Here is a 20596-nt window from a genome sequence, read left to right on the forward strand (position 1 = left end):
TCATAGCGTGTACTGCTTGCGTTTGCGGTACAGCGTCGAGGCATCGATACCCAGGGTTTTAGCGGCTTGGTCAAGCGTGTCGCTGGTCGCCAGAACGGCGCCGATGTGGGCTTTCTCCAATTCGTCCAGGCTCAGCGCAGCGCCGATCCGTGGTGCGTTATTGGTCGGCTGCTCGGCCATCCCCAAATGACTCACCTCCACGCGTTCTTGAGGGCAAATGATGCTGGCCCGTTCGACCACGTTACGCAGTTCCCGAATGTTGCCGGGCCAACGATAATTGAGCAGGGCTGCCCGCGCCTCTTCGCTGAAACCGCGTCCGGGACGGGCGTACTCCTTGACGAAGCGGGCAAGAAACCGGTCGGCGAGGGCCAGAATATCTTCGCTACGTTCACGCAGCGGCGGCAGATTCAGGGTAATGACGTTTAAGCGATACAACAGGTCTTCGCGAAAACGGCCATCGCGCACCATGTCTTCAAGGTTGAGGTTGGTTGCCGCCAGAATTCGCACATCGGCTCGACGCGTGACCGGGTCGCCAACGCGCTCGTACTCTTTGTCCTGGATGAAACGCAGTAGTTTAGGTTGCAGCGTCAGCGGGAAATCGCCGATCTCGTCGAGGAACAGGGTGCCGCCATCGGCCTGGTTGACCCGGCCCAATGTGCTTTCGCTGGCGCCGGTAAATGCACCACGGCTATGGCCGAACAGCTCGCTTTCCATCAGTTCGGCGGTCAGCGAGGGGCAGTTGATCGTGATGCAGGACTTCTTCGCCCGTTTGCTCCATGCGTGAATCGCACGCGCCAGCTCGCCTTTACCAGTGCCGGACTCGCCGAGAATCAGGATGTTCGCATCCGTATTCGCGACCTGACGCGCGGTTTCCAATACGGCCATCATCGACGGACTGTGAGAGTCCAGGCCGTCCTTGGGCTTACGCACTTCACCTTCCAGCGCTTCGAGCCGCGCGGACAGTTGACGGATTTCAAGTTGCTTGGCGGTGGCCAGTCGCAGTTGATCCGGGCTGCAAGGTTTTACCAGGTAGTCGGCCGCGCCCGCCTGAATCGCATCGACGGCGGTATCGACGGCTGAGTGGGCGGTGACGATCACCACGCGCATCCACGGCGCCTGGATGCGCATTTGCGCCAGCACGTCCAAGCCATTGTCTTCACCCAGGCGCAGGTCCAGAAAGCACAGGTCGAATACCTGGCGCTGAAGCAACGCCTCTGCCTGGGCCGCGCTGTTGGCGGTGGCGACGGTATAGCCTTCATCTTCAAGGCAATAGCGAAAGGTGCGAAGGATCGCGGACTCGTCATCCACTAAAAGAATACGGCCTTGATGCTCAGTGGCTGTGTCCATATTCCTACGCTCCTTTAAGACTGTTCTTAGTTAGTCCCGGAAAAATCGGGCAAGTTGCATGGTTAATTCTGCTTGATTCGGCGGTCTGCATGGTAGCTATCTGTTAGTGATGTCGTCATCGGCCTGATTTATATGCGTTTTAGCGTCTCAAACGTGCTGGCACGAGGCTTGCGACACTCCCGCGACTATCGTCACAAACAACCTGCGCAGACATTGATGGAGAATCGTTATGCACCCGCTGAAGAAGATTGCCCTGGCCACCGCTACGACCGCAGTACTGGGGTTGACCCCTATGTTTGCGCAGGCCGCTCAGGAAGATCTGGCTACTCAGCTGACCCAGGCGCGGCAGGAAGGTTCGATCTGGACCGCGTTCGCTCTTAACCGCCATTTGAGCCCTTTCAAGATCGACGTCACGGTCGAGAAAGGGACTGCGGTGCTCAAGGGCAAGGTTGAAAATGACGTTGATCGTGAGTTGGCTGAACAGATAGCGCTCGACACCAAAGGCATAGACAAGGTCGATAACCAGCTGGAGGTAGACCCAAATGTCGCTGCTGAGCCAGGCACTAAAGCCAAAATCGCTCAGCGTTTTGAAGATGCAACACTCACCGCGACGGTGAAATCAAAACTGCTGTGGAACAGCGTGACCCAGGCGCTGAGTATTCAAGTGGATAGCAAAGACGGGGTGGTCACGCTTAAAGGCCAGGCCCAAAGCGCCGAAGCCAAGGAGCTGGCTGGCAGGCTGGCGAGCAACACCGATGGGGTGACAGAGGTTAATAACCTGATCAGCCTGAGTGCCAGTGACCCCTCGGTACCCAAGGTCCAGCCTGGCGCAACTAACGCCGGCGAAGTGATCAGCGATCTCTGGATTACCAGCAAGGTTAAATCCAGTTTGATCTACAGCCGTAACCTTGATGGATTGAACATCAAAGTCGATACCAAGGATGGCATGGTCAGCCTGAGCGGTGTGGTCGCCAATTACGCCGAAAAACAACTGGCGGTCGAAATCGCGCGGAATATTCGTGGCGTACGCGGTGTTGATGCCGACGCGTTGAAAGTCATCACCCGGACGGCGGGTTAGTCCCATCGTGCAGAACGCACGATGCCCATGGGGCTGTCGTGCAGGATGCTTGCAAGTATGCGGCTGTTATTTATTTAAATACTTGATAAGTAAGGTTTTTTATAGATAAAGAAGCTGGCATGCAGGCTGCAGAAGGTTACGTAACAAAGGCTGAGCAGTACGCTCGCCCAACAAGATCGAACAGCCACTCAGGTGGAGGAGTTTCAGGATGAACAGCCCGCGTATCGCTCAACTGCGTATTTCGCCTCTGCCTATTCAGCAGGGTTTGTTTGTCAGCCTGGCGCTGCTCGTCACTTTGATTGTCGGACAACAATTTGAGCGTTGGGACAGTCACCGGAATGTGCATCAGATCAAACAGCCTTTCATGACCGGCAGCACCTACACCAACGTGAGCGCCGCAGCCCCGAAAGACGTTGCCCTGAGCTTGCAACCGGTCGAGGGGGAAGCCTCTGTCAGTGAACGACCTCATCCACAAAGCTGGGTGTTCTAGGCATGTTGTCCTGGAAGCCTGAAATATACGCAAGAAAAAACGCAACGTAAGGAGAATCACCATGTTGAGTTGGGCAATCACGTTCTTGATCATTGCTATCGTCGCTGCCGTATTGGGCTTCGGTGGTATCGCTGGCACCGCTACGGGTATCGCGAAGATTCTCTTTATCGTGTTCCTGGTGCTTTTTGTCGCTTCGTTCTTCTTCGGTCGTCGCGGTCGAGGTTGACGCGCTTTTTCACGCCTGTATGCCGCGACACAATCAGGGTCTAATCAGGAGAGCGCTGTGATGCAAGTCCGTGATTTTCATTCAGAAATGAATTTCGCGGACTTGCCGAGCGCTTTATTTTTCGACCATCGATCTAAAAATTTCCAGCAGAAAACTCCCCCGCTTTAATACCGAATTACCTTTTTATTCGCTCATGCCCCGGGTTGGATTTTTAAATCTCTTTTCGCTACAGGCGACGCTTTAGCCAGTCTGGCGCCGAAAAACGGTATTTATTCCCGCCGCGTAAATGACCTTGTTCAATCTGAAACCTGGGTTTCATTTGACGTACCTCATGCCGATTCGGCATGAGGTAGGCGTTTACGGCATTAGACGTCGCGTCTTGTCCTCGGAATAGTTGCGCCCTTTTTCGCCTGCTAAAGAGCTGGGACGCCCAACTGCGGAAACCTTCTACTGGACAGCCCTCAAGCCATCTTTGTCCTCGATGCGGCCTTCAAAAAAAGCCAAGTCAAATGCCTTGATGGGGGATGTCCACGCCACTTGATATAAGGGTAATGACATGAAGAAGGCAAAGCTGAGCCTCGCCTGGCAGATCCTCATCGGTCTGGTTCTGGGGATTGCAATCGGGGCACTGCTCAACCATTTCAGTGCTGAAAAAGCCTGGTGGATCAGCAACGTTCTGCAACCAGCGGGTGACATATTCATCCGCCTGATCAAGATGATCGTGATCCCGATTGTGGTGTCTTCACTGATCGTTGGTATCGCGGGTGTGGGTGATGCTAAAAAACTGGGACGCATCGGCCTCAAAACCATTCTCTATTTCGAAGTCGTCACTACCATCGCCATTCTGGTAGGCCTGGTGTTGGCCAATGTGTTCCATCCGGGCACAGGCATCGACATGAGTACCTTGGGCACCGTCGATATCTCCAAGTACCAGCAGACGGCCTCCGAGGTGCGGCACGAGCATGCGTTCATAGAGACCATCCTCAACCTGATCCCGTCGAACATCTTCGCCGCCATCGCTCGCGGTGACATGCTGCCGATCATCTTCTTCTCGGTATTGTTCGGCCTCGGCTTGTCCAGCCTGCAATCAGACCTGCGTGAGCCGCTGGTAAAGATGTTTCAGGGCGTCTCGGAAAGCATGTTCAAAGTTACCCATATGATCATGAGCTACGCCCCGATAGGTGTGTTTGCCTTGATCGCGGTCACGGTCGCTAACTTCGGTTTTGCGTCCCTGCTGCCGCTGGCCAAGCTGGTGATCCTGGTTTACTTCGCCATCGCTTTTTTTGCCTTCATGGTGCTGGGTCTGATTGCCCGCCTGTTCGGGTTCTCGGTGATCAAGCTGATGCGCATCTTTAAAGATGAGCTGGTCCTCGCCTACTCCACCGCCAGCTCCGAGACCGTGCTGCCGCGTGTGATCGAGAAGATGGAAGCCTACGGCGCACCCAAGGCTATTTGCAGCTTCGTGGTGCCGACCGGCTACTCGTTCAACCTTGATGGCTCGACCCTGTATCAGAGCATTGCGGCGATCTTCATTGCTCAGCTTTATGGCATTGACCTGTCGATAGGGCAGCAATTGATGCTGGTCTTGACCCTGATGGTCACGTCCAAAGGGATCGCGGGCGTGCCGGGCGTGTCCTTCGTGGTGTTGCTGGCAACGTTGGGTAGCGCGGGTATTCCGTTGGAAGGTCTGGCCTTTATCGCCGGTGTCGACCGGATCATGGACATGGCCCGTACGGCGCTGAACGTGATCGGCAATGCCTTGGCGGTGTTGGTGATCTCGCGCTGGGAAGGCATGTATGACGATGCCAAGGGCGAGCGCTACTGGAACTCCCTTCCGCATTGGCGCAGCAAAGAGCCGCTGCCAGCGGGTGAAACCGTCATTGACTGATCACTGACGCGCCGCACTGACAAACCCCGGATTTCCGGGGTTTTGTCTTTTTGACGTTCCTGCCGCAATACGGCCAGCCCCATTTGTTGTTAACCCCTGTCGCCGCTATCATCGCCGCATCTTCTGAGGGACTTACTGATGCTCAATGGCCTATGGCTTGGCTTTTTTGTGGTGGCGGCGGTCTCGGCGCTGGCGCAGTGGCTGATTGGCGGGAATGCCGGGATCTTTGCAGCGATGGTGGAAAGCATTTTCGCCATGGCCAAGTTGTCGGTCGATGTGATGATCCTGCTGTTCGGCACCCTCACCCTCTGGTTAGGGTTTCTGCGCATTGCGGAGAAGGCCGGGATCGTCGATTGGCTGGCCAAAGTACTGGGCCCGTTGTTCCGCCATCTGATGCCTGACGTCCCGTCTGGTCATCCGGCGCTGGGGCTGATCACCCTCAACTTCGCTGCCAATGGCTTGGGTCTGGACAACGCCGCCACACCTATTGGTCTCAAGGCCATGCGTGCGCTGCAAGAGCTGAACCCCAGCAAGACCACGGCCAGTAACGCGCAGATTCTGTTTCTTGTGCTCAACGCTTCGTCCCTGACCCTGATGCCGGTGACGATCTTTATGTACCGGGCTCAGCAAGGCGCGGTGGATCCGACGCTGGTGTTCTTGCCGATTTTGCTGGCGACCAGCGCCTCCAGCCTGGTCGGATTGCTGTCGGTAGCGTTCATGCAACGCTTGCGGTTGTGGGACCCGGTGGTCCTGGCGTATTTGATTCCCGGTGCACTGCTGCTGGGCGGTTTCATGACGCTGCTCGCCGGGCTGTCGGCTACCGCGTTGGCAAGCCTGTCGTCGATCCTCGGTAATTTGACGTTGTTTGGCCTGATCATGGTGTTTCTGCTCATTGCCGCGTTCAAGAAAGTGAAGGTGTACGAGGCCTTTGTCGAGGGCGCGAAAGAAGGCTTCGATGTCGCCAAGAACCTACTGCCCTATTTGGTAGCGATGCTCTGCGCGGTCGGTGTATTGCGTGCGTCAGGTGCGCTGGATTTCGGCCTTGATGGCATTCGGCATCTGGTGCAATGGGCGGGGATAGACTCCCGCTTCGTCGATGCCCTGCCCACTGCAATGGTCAAACCGTTCTCTGGCAGCGCCGCACGGGCGATGCTGATCGAGACCATGCAGACTCAGGGCGTCGACAGCTTTCCGGCGCTGGTGGCCGCGACGATTCAGGGCAGCACTGAAACCACCTTCTACGTGCTGGCGGTCTACTTCGGGTCTGTCGGTATCCAGCGTGCTCGGCATGCGGTGGGTTGCGCACTGCTGGCGGAACTGGCCGGGGTCGTTGCGGCCATCCTCGTTTGCTACTGGTTCTTCGGCGCCATGGCGTAATGCTTTTGACCCTGCTCAAGGGTCCATTGCACCAGTTGCGCCGCTAGCGTATCGCTGGCCTGACTGAAACCCGCCACCACCGAAGGTACCTGTTTGTCAGTGACGGGTTGGTGTACGTCGAAACGACGGCTGGCGACGATGCGTTTGTCCTCACTGACCAGTCGCGCATCGAGACGGACGACCACGTCGATGACCTGTCCATGGTATTCGCTCTGGAACGCCTGTAGCTCGCCGCTCAACTCAAAATCCGCCTGCAGGTTACTGTCATCGGTGCTGAGCGACTGCACGCGGCCATCGCGCGTAAAGGCGTCAAGCAGTCGGTTGCGCAGTGCCACCGGGGCCGGATCGCTCCAGCGCGCGCCCTTGTAATTACTGATCAGATCCCCCTGAGGCACGACGGCGATTCGCGGGCTGTCCAGCGCCTCGCTGGCTCTGGGTCGGGCCACCCTTAGCGACCAGGCAAGCGGTGCTCCGTGGGCGGCTTGCGGTGCTGATTGCGACGTGGTCAATCGGTAGACATCGGACGGTTCAGCTTGTGGCAGGATCGAGCACGCGCTCGACAGCAACAATGCTCCGGCAACGGCGAAACGACCGAGTGAGTGATGGGCAAGCCTCATGGCTCGAACTCCTTGTTCTTGTCGCGGCCCAGAAGGTAACCGCTCGGATTGGCTTCCAGGCGGCGGGAAATTAACCGGAACGAGGTCAGCGTGTCGCGCAATTCGCGCACGGCCGGGCCTAGTTCGCTGAGTCCTTGCATGCCGCTGTCGAGCGAATCATGGTTATTTTTGAGCAGGTTGCTGATGGTCAGGCTGCTTTGCTCAATGGATTTCATCGCCTGTTCGGCGCTGTTGAACATCTGTTTGCCGTCATTGTTGAGCAAGCCGTTGGCGTTGCGCATCAACAAGGCGGTTTGCTCCAGCGTTGCACTCGCTTGCTTACCGACCTGCGCCAGTTGGTTGAGGGCCTGGCGTATATCGTCGCGCTGCTCGGCGATGACGCCGGTGGTTTGTTCCAGATGCTGGAGGGTCAGGCTGAGGCTTTTCGCGTTGTCGGGCGAGAACATCTGGTTGGCGTTGTGCAGCAATTCATTAACGCCGCTCATCAGGTCGCCGGTGTCGTTCAGCAGTCGGGCGATGGGCGAGGGCTTGGCGAAAATAACAGGAAGTTTACCGTCGACGCCCCGCAATACATGGCTTTCTGGCGTGCCGCCACTGAGCTGGATGATCGAGGTGCCCGTAATCCCGGTCAGGGCCAGTTTGGCTTGAGTGTCTTCCTTGATCGGGGTTTCGCCCGCGATACGGATCCGCGCCAGCACTCGCCGCGGATCCTCGGGGTCCAGGCGCAACTGCGCCACGTCGCCGACCTTGATTCCGCTGTATTGCACGCCACTGCCGTTCGACAGGCCCGTCACGGCCTCGTTGAACACAACCTCATACTCTTTGAACTCGGTGTCGACACTGGATTTTGCCAGCCACAGGCTGAACAGCAGCGCTGCGGCGACCACTATCACGGTGAATAAGCCAATCAGCACATGATGGGCACGGGTTTCCATCGTTAGACCTCGTTCTGCTGTGTGGCGGCTGAAAAGGCCGCTCGGCCGCGCGGGCCATGGAAGTATTCATGAATCCAGGCATCGTTCGTGGCGGCGACTTTATCGATTTGATCGACCACTAATACACGCTTTTGCGCCAGCACAGCGACCCGATCAGTGATGGTGTAGAGGGTGTCCAGATCGTGTGTGACTAGAAATACGCTCAGGCCCAGCGCGTCACGCAGGGTCAGGATCAATTGATCGAACGAGGCGGCGCCAATCGGATCGAGACCCGCAGTCGGCTCGTCGAGAAACAAAATGTCCGGGTCCAGGGCCAGAGCCCTGGCCAGCGCGGCGCGTTTGATCATGCCGCCAGACAACGTTGCCGGGTATTTGTGCGCGGCCGACAACGGCAGCCCGGCCAGCGCCAGTTTCACGCTCGCCAAGTGCTCCGCGTCATTGCGGCTCAGACCGGCGTTCTCGATCAGTGGCAGCGCGACGTTCTCGGTCACCGTCAATGAAGAAAACAACGCGCCTTTCTGGAACAGTACACCGGAGCGTCGCTCGACCAGGGAGCGGTCTTTGTCTGACAGGTGTCGCAGGTCTTGGCCAAATACCCGAATCGTGCCTTCGTTCGGCCGCCGCAGTCCGACAATGCTGCGCAGCAATACGGACTTGCCACTGCCCGAGCCTCCGACCACGGCCAGAATTTCGCCCCGCCGCAAGTCCAGGTCGAGATTCTCATGCACGATCTGGCTACCGAATCGGTTGCACAGACCGCGCACCTCAATCACCACTTCGTGCGGCGTACTTGGGGTCGGGCTTGCAACAGGGTTTGTCATTGGGGTCACCAGCCCATCTCCATGAAGAACAGCGCGGCCACGGCATCCAGCACGATGACCACAAAGATCGACTGCACCACGCTGGATGTGGTGTGAGCCCCGACTGATTCGGCACTGCCACTGACCTTGAAGCCTTCCAGGCACCCAATGGAGGCGATCAGGAAGGCAAAGAATGGCGCCTTGACCATACCCACCAGGAAGTGCCGAACGCTAATGTCCGATTGCAGTAGCGAGAGGAACATCGCTGGCGATATATCCAGCGACACTGCACACACCACGGCACCGCCGATAATCCCGGAGAGCATCGCGAGAAAGGTCAGGATCGGCAGCGAAACCAATAGTGCCAATACGCGAGGGACCACCAGCAGCTCGACAGGGCTCAGACCGAGGGTACGGATAGCGTCTATTTCCTCGTTGGCCTTCATCGAACCGATTTGCGCGGTGAAGGCACTGGCCGTTCGCCCGGCCATCAGGATCGCAGTCAACAACACGCCGAACTCACGCAGGAAAGAGAACGCCACCAGATCCACGGTAAAGATGCTGGCACCGAATTTTTGCAGTACCGTCGCGCCAAGGAACGCCACCACGGCGCCGACCAGGAAGGTCAGCAGCGCCACGATAGGCGCGGCATCAAGGCCGGTCTGCTCGATGTGCGAGATCACCGAGGTCATCCGCCAGCGTTTTGGGCGAAATGAATTCAGCACCAGTGTCTCTAGAACCAGGCCAACAAAACCAAGCAGTTGCAGGGTGTCCAGCCAAACCGCATCCACCGCCTTGCCGATGCGCATGAGTAACTGAATGCCCACCGCCTCTTCCGGCTCTTTGGCAGGTATACAAAAATCATGCATCGAGGACTGAATGGTTTGCAGCAAGGCGCGGCTGGCGGTTGGCAGTTCCGGGGCGTCCACGGCCAGTTGTCCCAGCCGGTCTGCGCCCAGCAACTCCACCAACAACGAAGCGCCTGCGGTATCGAGGGCGCTCAGCAGAGTCAGGTCGACGGGGGTCGTGGCGTCGTACTGCCCGAACAGCGCGCTCGTCTGCTGCTTGAGGTCGCGGTAATGTGCCAGCGTCCAGTCGCCCGAGATTCGCAGGCTCGGGGGGCTGCTCGACGTGTCAACGAGGGCGATGCCAGCCGAAGACGGCGCACTGCCGGCCAGAGAGGGTGTGGTCATAAGCTCCGAGCTTAGTAGGTTTGCCCTGGATTGGATTGCGCTGGATCATCGGCTGAGGGTTTTATACCCAGAGGGTCGCCAGCCGAGTGCGTGACAGGTGCCTGGTCGGTGTCTGTGACGAGAAACCGCAGCACACCGATCATCTGACCATCTTCAGTCAGCACCCTCACCTGCCAGCGCCCGGTGGGGTCGGCCGGGAAATTCTGTTTGCGGGTCCAGGCACGATAGCCTTCCTTGCGCCCACCGTGGATATCCAGGGCGATTCGATCGACCTCTTTACCGTTTTGTCGCCAGACATGGTAAATCCGTTCATCCAGCCCGCGCGGTGCATTGATTGCGGTGTAGGCATACAACCCACTGTTGCGTACCTGGCGGGCGCTGACCTCTTTCAGGCTTTCACCCGGCGTCCGGTTCTGGTTATCAAAATCAGTGCTGACCGCGACTTCAGTCAACCACAAGGTCGCCGGTGGTACCCACGAACGCAGAAACCAGCCAGCGCCGCCGATAACCAGCGTCACTGCCAGTAATAACACGCCGCGCCGCCAATGGTTGATCGGGAAGCTCGACACCAGGCTGGGAAATGACAGCAGCATGGCGATACCCAATGACAGCTTGTAACTCTCGGCGGTGGTCAGGTGCAGAATGATCGGTAACGCGGTGAGCAGCGCGGCGAATAAGGTCAGCGTGTGCAGCGCAAGAAACAACCAGCGCTTGGGCGCCAGCCATTTGTAATACAGCGGGTCAGTGATCGAAATCAGTGCCGCCGCGCCCAGTAGACTGGTGAACACCAGCTGGCCGCTGTTCCAGGTGGTGGTAATGAAGAAAAACGGCAATACGAAAAACAGACTTTCCTGGTGGATCATCTGAGTGCCATAGCGCAACAGCGGCGGCGGAATTTCGCGTTTGAAGATTTTAGTGAACAGCTGCATCACGCTGTTCTCGAACATCAGCCACAGCCAGCTGACCAGCATGATGACCGCAATCCAGGTGGCCAGAGCTTCTTGACGATCTACCAAAATGAAGCTGCTGATACCTGAAGCAAAACCGAAGAGCGCAATCAACCCTGGATAGCGCTTCATCAAATCCAGTATTCGCGTTACGTAATGGTTCCAGTCAGGCATTCGGCAGTTCACTGTGTATGTAGGAAAAATCCTCGACAGGATACCAATGCTGTTCGGTTAGCGGTCATCCCCGTGCAGGCTGTGTGAAAACTCCAGGCTCAATCCCCGTCAGCGAATTCATTCGCGAGCGCGGACCGCCCGGTATCGCCACAACAACAGCATCAGGGTAAACAACACAAGGGTCCCCGCCACCACCTCATACAATCCGTTGTAACCCAGCAACGGTTTTTCCACGCGGACATAGCCCGGCTGCGCGAGCAATTGACGCATCGCCCGGTTGGCGGTATCGAGACTGACGGCCCTGATCTGCTTTGCTGGGTCTGTCAGGTGCCCATCCTCGTAGTCGTTCAACGATCCCCAATAGTAATCGGCCAGCGCGCTATTGCCCTGGGCAGCCCACGCCTGTTTGTCGATGGCAGCCTGTTGCAGGCGGGAGAAGGTCGCGGGGTCGAGCCCGTCTTTTTGCAGGTGCTCGCTCAATTCACGCATTACGCGTTCTGCCTGATCGACATCATCACGGCCAAGGTCTGCGTTCAGGCTGAGAAAACCGGTGTCGCCGAAGACTTCCCGTTCGCTCCAGGGTCCGTAAGAAAGGCTGTGCTCGAGCCGCAACTGGCGGTAGAGCGCCCAATCCAGATAGCTTTTGACCAGCTCCCAGGTCTCATCGTGCTGCTGTTCAAGCTGCGGCTCAGGGAAAAACCAGTGCAGACGCGCGCCCTCACCCACCCAGCCTTTTATCAGGCTGCGTTCGGTTTCTGCGGTATGGCTGATGTGCGCGAGCGGGATGTGTTCGCTCGGTTCGGCTGCGATGAGTTGGCCGTAGGTGCGCACCAGATAGGCCGGCAGGAGCCGGTCCAGATCGCCGACGATAATCAGCGTCATGTTGTTCGCGGCATACCAACTGTTGCGTATTTTCTCGACCTGCTTGAGGGTCAGCGACTCGACATCGGGTCGTTCGGCACATTTGAGGCCCAACTCGACCGCCAGTTGTTTACTGGCGTTGTGACCGAGGTCTTGATGATCGAGCCAGCGTTGCAGGTGCGAGTAATGGCCGCCGTCCTCGCGCTCGACGATACGTTTGGCGGTGTTCAGGGCATTTTCATCGATGCGACTGCGGGTCAATACGGCCATCAACAAATCAAGAACCTTACGCTGGTTTCTCGCGGGCGCTTCGATCACAAAGGTCGTGTCGGCACTGCTGGTGAAAGCGTTCCACTCACCGCCCAGCGCCTGCATGCGCTCCTCAAGCCCCCCTTCCCCTTGATCATCAATACCGCTGAACAAAAGATGCTCAAGCAGGTGCGGTAATTCCTTGTTGGCGCAATTGAAGTCATCGAAGCCAATACCGACGACCAGTCGAATAGCGACATGGCCTTTTTCATTGCCCGGCTTGAGCAGTAATTGCAGGCCATTGGGCAGGTCGTAGCCTTCGACTTGATAACGGTCGAAGGCTATTGACGGGCTGGCAGTCAGAAGCAGGCAAACAAACAGCAGACAACGCATAAAACGAGCTTCCTTGCGGGCCGATATGTTTAACAGACTTCAATGAGCCGAGGTCGTTCACATTGGTTGGTCGGGCAAGGGTTCGCTGGACAGTGCACCCGTTTCCGCGGTTTCGAGGACGGCATAGGCGCTGCTGCAGAACAGCGAGTTGAGCCGTTTCATGTCGCCAATCATCTCCAGGTGCAGCGAGCTGGTTTCGATACTTTGCACCACTTTGCGTTGTAAGCGACTGACGTGGGCATGTGCCAGACGTCGCTCCTGAGCGCGGAAGCGGCGCTTCTCACGCAATAATTGGCGGGCGCTTTCGGGGTCGGCGCTGACGAAGACTGACAGGCCAAGGCGCAAGTTCAACAGCAATTGACTGTGCAGCCCCGTCAGTTCTTCCAGGCCTACCTCGGAGAACGAGCGGCGTTGCGAGGTCTTCTGTTGCTGGACCTTGCGCAGCATGCGTTCGATCAGATCGCTGGCCAGCTTGAGGTTGATCGCCAGCTCGATAATTTCTGCCCAGCGTCGGCTGTCCTGCTCGCCCAGGTCTTCCCGAGGCATCTGCGCCAGATAGAGTTTGATCGCGTTGTACAGCGCTTCGGCATCGTCGTTGAGGCGCCGCATTTCCAGGGTGACCGCCGTTTGCGTACCGCGCAGCACCCCGTGCATGGCGTCGAGCATGCTTTCGACCAGATCGCCCAGGCGTAGGGTCTCGCGCACGGCATTGGTCAGCGCCAGGCTTGGCGTTGCCAACGCCGTGGCGTCCAGATGCCGGGGTTTTGCCACGCCGTTGGTGTCGGGGCGTTCAGGCAATAGCCACGTGCACACCCGGGCCATGGGGCTGACGCTGGGTAACATCAGCAGGCAGCGCAGGGTGTTGTAGGTCAGGTGGAAGCTGATCACCAGGCTCTGGGCGCTGAAGTTCAGCGTATCCATCCACTTCACCAGCGGGTCCAGTATGGGAATGATCAGCAGCAGGCCGATCAGCTTGTACAGCAAGCTGCCAAGCGCAACCTGGCGCCCGGCGACGTTTTGCATGCTGGTACTCAGGAATGCCAGCAGGCCGCTGCCGATATTTGCCCCGATCACCAAACCGATCGCGACTGGCAGGCTGATGATTTCCGCGCCAGCCAGGGTCGCAGTTAACAGCACGGCAGCAAGGCTGGAGTAGGAAATCAGCGCGAACATTGCCCCGATGAGGGCGTCGAGCAGGAGGTCTCCGGTCAATGAGGCGAACAGTACCTTCACGCCCGCTGCCTGGGTAATGGGCGACGCAGCCGTGACGATCAGTTGCAGGGCCAGAATGATCAGGCCAAGGCCGATACCCACCCGCCCGAGTTGCCCGGCTCGGGTTTGCTTGCGCGACAGAAAAAAGATCACGCCGAGGAAAATCAGCAGTGGCGACAACCAGGACAAATCGAGCGTCAGCACCCGCGCCATCAGCGCGGTGCCGACGTCCGCACCGAGCATGATTGCCAGTGCCGGGGCTAAGGCCATTAGCCCTTGGCCGACGAAGGAAGTGACAAGCATCGCCGTGGCGTTACTGCTTTGCACCAGCGCAGTGACGAGGATCCCGGCGACGAAAGCCAACGGGCGCCTGGACATGTTCTGGCTAAGTACGCGACGCAATTGGGAGCCGTATACGCGGAGGATGCCGGTACGGACGATGTGCGTGCCCCAGATCAGCAAGGCAACGGCAGAAAGCAAATTGAGCAGGGTTAGCATACAAAGGCCCCCTGAGGTCACCCAAGCCGGGTGAGGATTAAAAGTGCAGCGTGTAGCGAACGAAGCGATGTAACCGAAGCGTTTTAGCGCTCACCTAAGCTTTAGTCGGCTTATGGCCTTGGCGCCAGCATCGCATAGGCAATACACGCCTTGAAACAAAACCGTCATAAATCAGTAGATTGAAAGTTCATAAAAAAACGGGGCACTCAATGCCCCGTTTGTTTTCAAGCGGTGCAGTTACTGACCAGGGATGTCCTTGCGCAGTTTGACCGGCTCGCTTTGTTTCTTCTTTTTCGCCATTTCGGTGCGCATCTTGATGTTGATGGCTTCTACCGCCAGCGAGAACGCCATGGCGAAATACACGTAGCCTTTAGGTACATGCACGCCGAACGATTCGGCAATCAGCACGGTACCGACCACCGTCAGGAAGGACAGCGCCAGCATCTTCAGTGATGGGTGCTTGTCTATGAAGTTACTGATGGCGCCTGCGCACGCCATCATCACCAGCACGGCGACGACGATGGCAGCAATCATGACGGGCACGTGAGAGACCATGCCGACCGCAGTGATCACCGAGTCCAGGGAGAACACGATGTCGATGATCGCGATCTGGATGATGGTGTAGAAGAACTGGCCGCCCTTGCCTTTGGGCTCGTCGACGACTTCGTCTTCACCTTCCAGGCCGTGGTAGATCTCTTGGGAGCTTTTCCACAGCAGGAACAGGCCACCGAAGAACAGGATCAGGTCACGGCCGGAAAAACCCTTGCCGAAGACCTCGAACAGATCTGCGGTAAGGCGCATGACCCAGGCAATCGACAGTAACAGCAGGATACGCGTGATCATGGCCAGCGCCAGGCCGAAAATTCGGGTGCGCGGCTGCATGGCTTTGGGCATGCGGCTGACCAGAATCGAGATCATGATGATGTTGTCGATGCCCAGGACGATCTCCAGGGCAGTCAGCGTGAAAAAGGCAACCCAGATTTCCGGGTTGGTCAGCCATTCCATAGGTATTCCTTTATGCGGTTAATACCCCTATGTTACCCCGCCTCACGGGCCAACCCCGGTGGTGAGGGGTAACAACGGGATGAATCGAGTGCGTTATAGACTGCTGAAGAGCGGGAAAATCCCCATCAGTAAGGCGGCAAACATTATGCACAGGCAGACCAGCACTGCCCACTTCAAGGTAAAGCGCTGATGGTCACCGAATTCGATGCCGGCCAGTGCCACTAACAAGTAGGTTGAAGGCACCAGCGGGCTGAGCAAATGCACGGGTTGGCCAACGATAGACGCACGGGCCATTTCCACTGGGCTAATGCCGTAATGGCTGGCTGCCTCAGCGAGAATCGGTAACACCCCGTAATAAAAAGCATCGTTTGACATGAAAAATGTGAACGGCATGCTGACCAGCGCGGTGATGACGGCCAGATAAGGGCCGAGGGCATCGGGGATGACGGCCAACAGGCTTTTGGACATGGCGTTGACCATGCCGGTGCCCGACAGAATACCGGTGAAGATGCCTGCCGCAAAAATCAGCCCAACCACCGCTAGAACGCTACCCGCGTGTGCGGCGATGCGGTCTTTCTGCGCTTGCAGGCAGGGGTAGTTGACGATCATGGCAATACTGAACGCGACCATGAACAACACAGGCAGGGGTAGCAGGCCGGCGATCAGGGCCGCCATCAGGGCCAGGGTCAGGGCGCCGTTGAACCAGATCAACTTGGGCCGGCGCGCTTCCGGGAACTGCGAAACGCTGATTTCGCTGTGGTCGACGTCATCGTCCGACAGGTGCAGTTCACCCAGGCGAGCGCGCTCGCGTTTACCGTAGGCATAAGCAATCAGCAGGATCGCCACCACACCTGCCAGCATGGCCGGGATCATTGGTACGAAGATATCCGAAGGGTCGACATGCAGCGCACTGGCAGCACGCGCGGTTGGGCCGCCCCACGGGGTCATGTTCATCACGCCGCCAGCCAGAATGATCAAGCCCGCCATGATGCGCGGGCTCATGCCCACGCGGGCGTACAGCGGCAGCATGGCGGCCACGCAGATCATGTATGTCGTCGCGCCATCACCGTCGAGGGACACCACCAGCGCCAGCACGGCGGTGCCCACCGAGACTTTGACCGGATCGCCCTTGACCAGTCTGAGGATCAGGCGCACTGCCGGGTCGAACAGGCCCGAGTCGATCATCAAGGCGAAATACAGGATGGCAAACATCAACATCACGCCGGTTGGCGCTAGCTTGGTGATGCCTTCGAGCATCATCGGGCCGATGCCGGTAGCGAAACCACCGAACAAGGCAAATGCGATAGGTACAAGGATCAGCGCAATCAGTGCTGACAGGCGTTTGCTCATGATCAGGTACATGAACGTGACGACCATGGCGAAGCCGAGGAAGGTCAACATAGAGATACTCCAGATGTAGCGCGACGTGAGGAAGGCGAACCGAGCGAATCAGCGCTGGGTGGGCGGCGCGTGGAGTACAAGGGGGAATGGTGCGAAGAGAGGGGTAGTAGAGGGCATGAGAATCACCATGGTTGTTAACGCTTATTGTTGTTTACTGGGCCGGGTGACGTTGAAAACGCATGCCCTGGCTGACCGGTCTGTTGCCGGTGGTGGTGCGATCCTAAAGCGGTAAGCTTTCAGCCAGCTTTCGTCGAACAAACATCTGACGCGTTGCCGTTTCGTTGAAGGCGCAACCGTGGCGTGCCACAAGGGTTTCAATTTCATGTGATCTGAGAAGGAGCACGCTTGATGAGTCAGTCTCACACCGGTGGGTGCCATTGCGGCAGTCTGCGTTATCAGTTCAACGCCCCGCTGCAGGACATCGCCCACTGTCACTGTTCTATTTGCCGACGGGTTTCGGGTGGGCTCGTGACGACTTGGATTACGGTGCCGCTCACGTCGTTCGAGTGGCTGGTGGGCAGCCCGGCGTCTTACGACTCTGGTCCGACCTGTGTGCGTTATTTCTGCGCCAACTGCGGCGCACAGTTGGCGTTGTTCACCCGCAAAACGCCGGACAGCATGGACGTCACGGTCGCCACGCTGGATCACCCGGAGCAGGCCCCGGCAGCTCGGCATATCTGGACCGCCAATCGATTGCCGTGGTTGCATCTGGATGAGCATTTGCCTGAAGAGCGTGAGGAGTCGTTGTAGGTTTAACGCCTATGTTGCAGGACTAAGGCAGTTCCAGCCCACCTGCGGCCTTGTGCAACGTGCGCAGGTGGTCGCTGATCTGTTTGAGGTTGTCTTCGTTGGCGGCGATTTCTGCGGCGCGTTCGGGTTCAAGCAATGCGCGGACTTCTTTGTCCAGATCACCGGTCAAACGCTGCAATTGCTTCTGACGCTGGCTGCTTTCGTCTTCCAGGCGCTGCCATTCGCTGGCTTGGGGCAAGCCGTAGCCGCCGCTGTCGAGCAATTCTGCCGGGCGACTGAGGAAGCCGCTGCTGGCGAGAATTTCCCGCAAGGTGCCGGTCGCCTTGGAGACGCCGCCATCCTTCTGCTCCCTGGCACTGAGGTAGCGTTGCTTGACCTCCTCCTGGGCCAGTAACAGTTCTCGACGCAAGCTGGCTTGCTCCAGCAACAGCATCGCTGCACTGGTGCGCAAATCGGCACTGGCAAACCACTCACGCCGCTCCTTGGAGGGCACCCCCAACCAGTCTTCTACCGTGGTCTGTTTGATCGGCAACTGTTTTTTGAGCACGTCGAACATCGCCTGATAGCGGTCGCGATAGGAATCGAAACGATACCCTAGGCGCAATGCCTCTCGCGGGTCTTTCAGTACGCTGGTGTCAGCCAATCCACGTGCATTGAGCACTTCCAGCAGCCCATTGGGGATAATGCTGTCCAGACCTTTGAGGCGTGGGTCATCGGTGCCACTGCGCAGCAGTTTCAGGGTTTCCACAGCGCAGTTGTTCGATATGAAGTAGTAGTTGCCGTCGTAACTCCAGTGCATCTCGGCCGCGTGCTCGACCAGGTCGTTGATTTGCGGCCGGGACAAATTCATCGGCACCGAGGCCAGGCTGCGCAGTTCGGTCTTGGTGTATTCGTCGATCACCTGGCCCAGCGGCAGGACGAACAAGCGCGACGGGTACACGCCGGTCAGACCGTCCCAACTGGAAAGCTGCACGTCGCCGACGAAGGCGCGGTAAGACAACACCAGGTGTTGATCCAGGTCCAGACGGCAATCCGGGCCACGAGGGCGTCCAGGTTTGCAGATCACCAGCCGCAACATGCTATGACCCCAGCGGCTGACCCAGTTCTGGTTGGCCTCGGCCAGCAGGTAGTCGACGGCGTACACGCGCTCGGGGTCGATTGTGCCCAGAGGTTGACGGCCAAAGTCGCTGCCGGCGTTAAGGAACGGGAAGGACGTCCGGCACTCACTCCTGGCTGAGGGGGCCCAGTCGAAATGTTCTTTGTAGTACGCGTACAGCGCGGGACGACGGCAGGGGTAGTCCGGATCGAGGAGGAAATACTCCATGTTGACCGCGACGAACTCACGCGGGTTGCTGATTTCGTAGATGTCCGGACTACGGGCGACCTGGCGGTTGTGTTCCTCACGCTCGCCCCTGCGGCCGACGTATTGCTGCCAGCCGGCGAGGTCGAGCAGCCTCGGATCGTCGCTGAGGGTGAAGCGCCGGGCCGTTTGACCACGGCAGCGGTCGGGCAAACCAATCTTGCCCAGGCTATTGGCCTGACGCTGGCAATTGAGGATCAGCGAACGCTCGGCACCCGGCCATAGCGTGGCGCGATCATAGATATGGGTAAGTTCATGCAGCACAGTGGCGAGCATTTCCCGGCGTACTGTGCCGTGGGGGCGATTGGTTTTCTGGGTGGCCGCTGAGCCATCGGTCAGACCGGCCAGCAGATTGCTGTTCAAGTCGAGCTGATAGGGACCTGACGCTTGTCCGTATGCGTTGCTCGGCAGGTCTGCAGACCAACGAACGTCGATACGGCGGTCCAGTTGCTCGATGAAGCGCGGCGGCAAGGCCTGCAGGGCTTCATCGAGCAGTGTCTGGCTGGCTTGTTGCTGCGCCGGAGTGAGTCTGTCAGCGTTGAGCGACAGACTCAATGCGGCTGCGGCGCTGTTGCCGACCAGCAACAGCATTGAGGCCAGCAGCCAACCTGTGAGGCGCCTCACAGAGCAAGAATGGCTTCGGCCAGCGTTTGGTCACTGGCGTCTCGGGCTTCAGGCAGGCGAGCACGCAAGGTGTCGAACGCGGCCTCAAGCTGCACTCCGCGAATATCGCCTTTGCTGGCAACGTAGCTGGCAGCATCATCTTTGGCCTGGATCACGACTTTTGAGTCGCGGGTCGAGGTGGTGGTGTCAGAGGTGAAATCAATACTGCGGCCGAAGGCGCGGACGACAATGTTACTGGTTGCCTTCACAGTTTGAGCTTGAGCTACACCGGCCAACAACAAGAGGCCGAGGGCGGTAGCAATGAGCGGGGTACGCATGAAATGTCTCCGGAATACAAAAGATACAACATGATTATTGGACGAGGATTGCCTGCGCCAGTTCAAGATCACTGGCACGAAATTCTGGCTGGGTCTGACGGTGCTCTTCACGTAAAAAAGCCAACGCCGATTCAAGCTGTGCTCCTCGCAGTTGGCCATCACTGGCTATAAACGCTGCAGCATCATCCTGGGCGGCAAGTATCAGTTTATTGTCGAAGGGGGCGGAGGTCACTTTGCTGGTGACAAATCCGCTGGCGACCAGATTTTGTGTGGTCAGGTCAAACGCCTGGGCCTGGAGACTCCAAGTCAGGGCAACGAACAGAAGCAACAGAAAACGCATGGGTCGAAATAGCCAATAATTCGAGCGGCGAAGGCTAGCGTAATGCCCGGAGCAGAGCCAGCCCGACAGTTGCGGGCTAGCCGATTAGCCTCGAACGACGCTCGTTAGAGGGCCAGAATCGCTTGCGCCAGCTGAGTATCGGTGGCGCTGAGCTGAGGAGCCTGTTGGCGGATATGCGCCAGGGCGCCTTCCAGGTGTACACCACGGATGTCACCTTGGCTGGCGACAAAACTGGCCGCGTCGTCACGTGCCGCAAGAACGATTTTGTCATCCTTGAGCGACGACGAGACTTTGGACGTTGCATTGCTGGAGGCATCGAGCGCGCGGACTACAGCATCGGTGGTGACGACAAAACTCGAAGCGCTGGCGCCGGTAGCGACAGCCAGCAGGACTACAGCGCTAAGTAGGCGTAGGCGGGACATGATGAACTCCAATGACTGAAAGAGGTGAGCTAAGCACGCCCAAGCCTATCGCAGCGGCGCTGTACGCACCATCCTGCGTCAGCTCCAGTGCA

At 58.1% G+C, this 20596-nt stretch carries 20 protein-coding genes; 6 read left to right on the forward strand and 14 right to left on the reverse strand.

What is annotated here, in order from left to right:
* Positions 1-1347: a sigma-54-dependent response regulator transcription factor AlgB gene (gene algB, locus QN399_RS17165; protein ID WP_322177194.1), complete on the reverse strand. Its 1347-nt coding sequence runs from the start codon at positions 1345-1347 to the stop codon at positions 1-3.
* A gap of 229 nt (positions 1348-1576) precedes the next feature.
* On the opposite strand from algB, the gene QN399_RS17170 reads away from it, so the two are divergent.
* From QN399_RS17170 to QN399_RS17190, 5 genes are all read left to right on the forward strand, one after another.
* On the forward strand, positions 1577-2425 hold the full coding sequence (locus QN399_RS17170; RefSeq protein WP_322177195.1) for a BON domain-containing protein: 849 nt from the start codon (positions 1577-1579) through the stop codon (positions 2423-2425).
* Positions 2426-2633: 208 nt separating this feature from the next.
* On the forward strand, positions 2634-2915 hold the full coding sequence (locus QN399_RS17175) for a hypothetical protein (RefSeq protein ID WP_322177196.1): 282 nt from the start codon (positions 2634-2636) through the stop codon (positions 2913-2915).
* A 61-nt stretch (positions 2916-2976) separates the two neighbouring features.
* On the forward strand, positions 2977-3141 hold the full coding sequence (locus QN399_RS17180) for a DUF1328 domain-containing protein (RefSeq protein WP_322177197.1): 165 nt from the start codon (positions 2977-2979) through the stop codon (positions 3139-3141).
* 556 nt (positions 3142-3697) lie between these two features.
* Positions 3698-5029: a glutamate/aspartate:proton symporter GltP gene (gene gltP / locus QN399_RS17185; protein ID WP_219063277.1), complete on the forward strand. Its 1332-nt coding sequence runs from the start codon at positions 3698-3700 to the stop codon at positions 5027-5029.
* A 138-nt stretch (positions 5030-5167) separates the two neighbouring features.
* Complete coding sequence (locus QN399_RS17190) at positions 5168-6406, forward strand: nucleoside recognition domain-containing protein (RefSeq protein ID WP_330201305.1); 1239 nt, start codon at positions 5168-5170, stop codon at positions 6404-6406.
* On the opposite strand, the gene QN399_RS17195 is transcribed toward QN399_RS17190, so the two are convergent.
* The 9 genes from QN399_RS17195 to QN399_RS17235 all read right to left on the reverse strand — a co-directional run bounded on the left by QN399_RS17195 (position 6379) and on the right by QN399_RS17235 (position 16691).
* Positions 6379-7023 carry an ABC-type transport auxiliary lipoprotein family protein gene (locus QN399_RS17195; protein ID WP_322177199.1) on the reverse strand — a complete coding sequence of 215 codons (645 nt, stop codon included), beginning with the start codon at positions 7021-7023 and terminating at the stop codon, positions 6379-6381. The genes QN399_RS17190 and QN399_RS17195 overlap by 28 nt on opposite strands.
* Positions 7020-7958: an MlaD family protein gene (locus QN399_RS17200; protein ID WP_322177200.1), complete on the reverse strand. Its 939-nt coding sequence runs from the start codon at positions 7956-7958 to the stop codon at positions 7020-7022. The genes QN399_RS17195 and QN399_RS17200 overlap by 4 nt, the downstream gene beginning before the upstream one ends.
* 2 nt (positions 7959-7960) lie before the next feature.
* Positions 7961-8779 carry an ATP-binding cassette domain-containing protein gene (locus QN399_RS17205; RefSeq protein WP_322182967.1) on the reverse strand — a complete coding sequence of 273 codons (819 nt, stop codon included), beginning with the start codon at positions 8777-8779 and terminating at the stop codon, positions 7961-7963.
* Positions 8780-8784: 5 nt separating this feature from the next.
* On the reverse strand, positions 8785-9951 hold the full coding sequence (locus tag QN399_RS17210) for an ABC transporter permease (RefSeq protein WP_322177201.1): 1167 nt from the start codon (positions 9949-9951) through the stop codon (positions 8785-8787).
* A gap of 11 nt (positions 9952-9962) precedes the next feature.
* Positions 9963-11072, reverse strand: coding sequence for a DUF5924 family protein (locus tag QN399_RS17215; protein WP_322218770.1), 1110 nt, complete (start codon positions 11070-11072; stop codon positions 9963-9965).
* A gap of 117 nt (positions 11073-11189) precedes the next feature.
* Positions 11190-12575 (reverse strand): insulinase family protein, encoded by a 1386-nt coding sequence (locus tag QN399_RS17220; protein ID WP_330201306.1) that lies wholly within the window; start codon positions 12573-12575, stop codon positions 11190-11192.
* Positions 12576-12632: 57 nt separating this feature from the next.
* Entirely contained in the window at positions 12633-14285 is a 1653-nt protein-coding gene (locus QN399_RS17225) for a Na/Pi cotransporter family protein (RefSeq protein ID WP_330201307.1), read from the reverse strand.
* Positions 14286-14522: 237 nt separating this feature from the next.
* On the reverse strand, positions 14523-15290 hold the full coding sequence (locus tag QN399_RS17230; protein WP_322177205.1) for a TerC family protein: 768 nt from the start codon (positions 15288-15290) through the stop codon (positions 14523-14525).
* A gap of 93 nt (positions 15291-15383) precedes the next feature.
* Complete coding sequence (locus QN399_RS17235; protein ID WP_322177206.1) at positions 15384-16691, reverse strand: CitMHS family transporter; 1308 nt, start codon at positions 16689-16691, stop codon at positions 15384-15386.
* Between the two features lie 348 nt (positions 16692-17039).
* Between QN399_RS17235 and QN399_RS17240 the strand changes: the two genes are divergently transcribed.
* Positions 17040-17441 (forward strand): GFA family protein, encoded by a 402-nt coding sequence (locus QN399_RS17240; RefSeq protein WP_322177207.1) that lies wholly within the window; start codon positions 17040-17042, stop codon positions 17439-17441.
* 22 nt (positions 17442-17463) lie between these two features.
* Here QN399_RS17240 and QN399_RS17245 read toward each other — a convergent pair whose 3' ends face one another.
* The 4 genes from QN399_RS17245 to QN399_RS17260 all read right to left on the reverse strand — a co-directional run bounded on the left by QN399_RS17245 (position 17464) and on the right by QN399_RS17260 (position 20504).
* Positions 17464-19425 (reverse strand): DUF4105 domain-containing protein, encoded by a 1962-nt coding sequence (locus QN399_RS17245; protein WP_322177208.1) that lies wholly within the window; start codon positions 19423-19425, stop codon positions 17464-17466.
* Positions 19422-19742, reverse strand: a complete 321-nt coding sequence (locus tag QN399_RS17250; RefSeq protein WP_322177209.1) for a DUF2388 domain-containing protein — start codon at positions 19740-19742, stop codon at positions 19422-19424. Before QN399_RS17250 ends, QN399_RS17245 begins: the two co-directional genes overlap by 4 nt.
* A gap of 34 nt (positions 19743-19776) precedes the next feature.
* Positions 19777-20082 carry a DUF2388 domain-containing protein gene (locus tag QN399_RS17255; RefSeq protein WP_322177210.1) on the reverse strand — a complete coding sequence of 102 codons (306 nt, stop codon included), beginning with the start codon at positions 20080-20082 and terminating at the stop codon, positions 19777-19779.
* Between the two features lie 104 nt (positions 20083-20186).
* Entirely contained in the window at positions 20187-20504 is a 318-nt protein-coding gene (locus QN399_RS17260; RefSeq protein ID WP_322177211.1) for a DUF2388 domain-containing protein, read from the reverse strand.
* Positions 20505-20596: the final 92 nt, after the last annotated feature.

This window comes from Pseudomonas sp. 10C3 (assembly GCF_036346185.1).
Taxonomy (GTDB): Bacteria; Pseudomonadota; Gammaproteobacteria; order Pseudomonadales; family Pseudomonadaceae; genus Aquipseudomonas.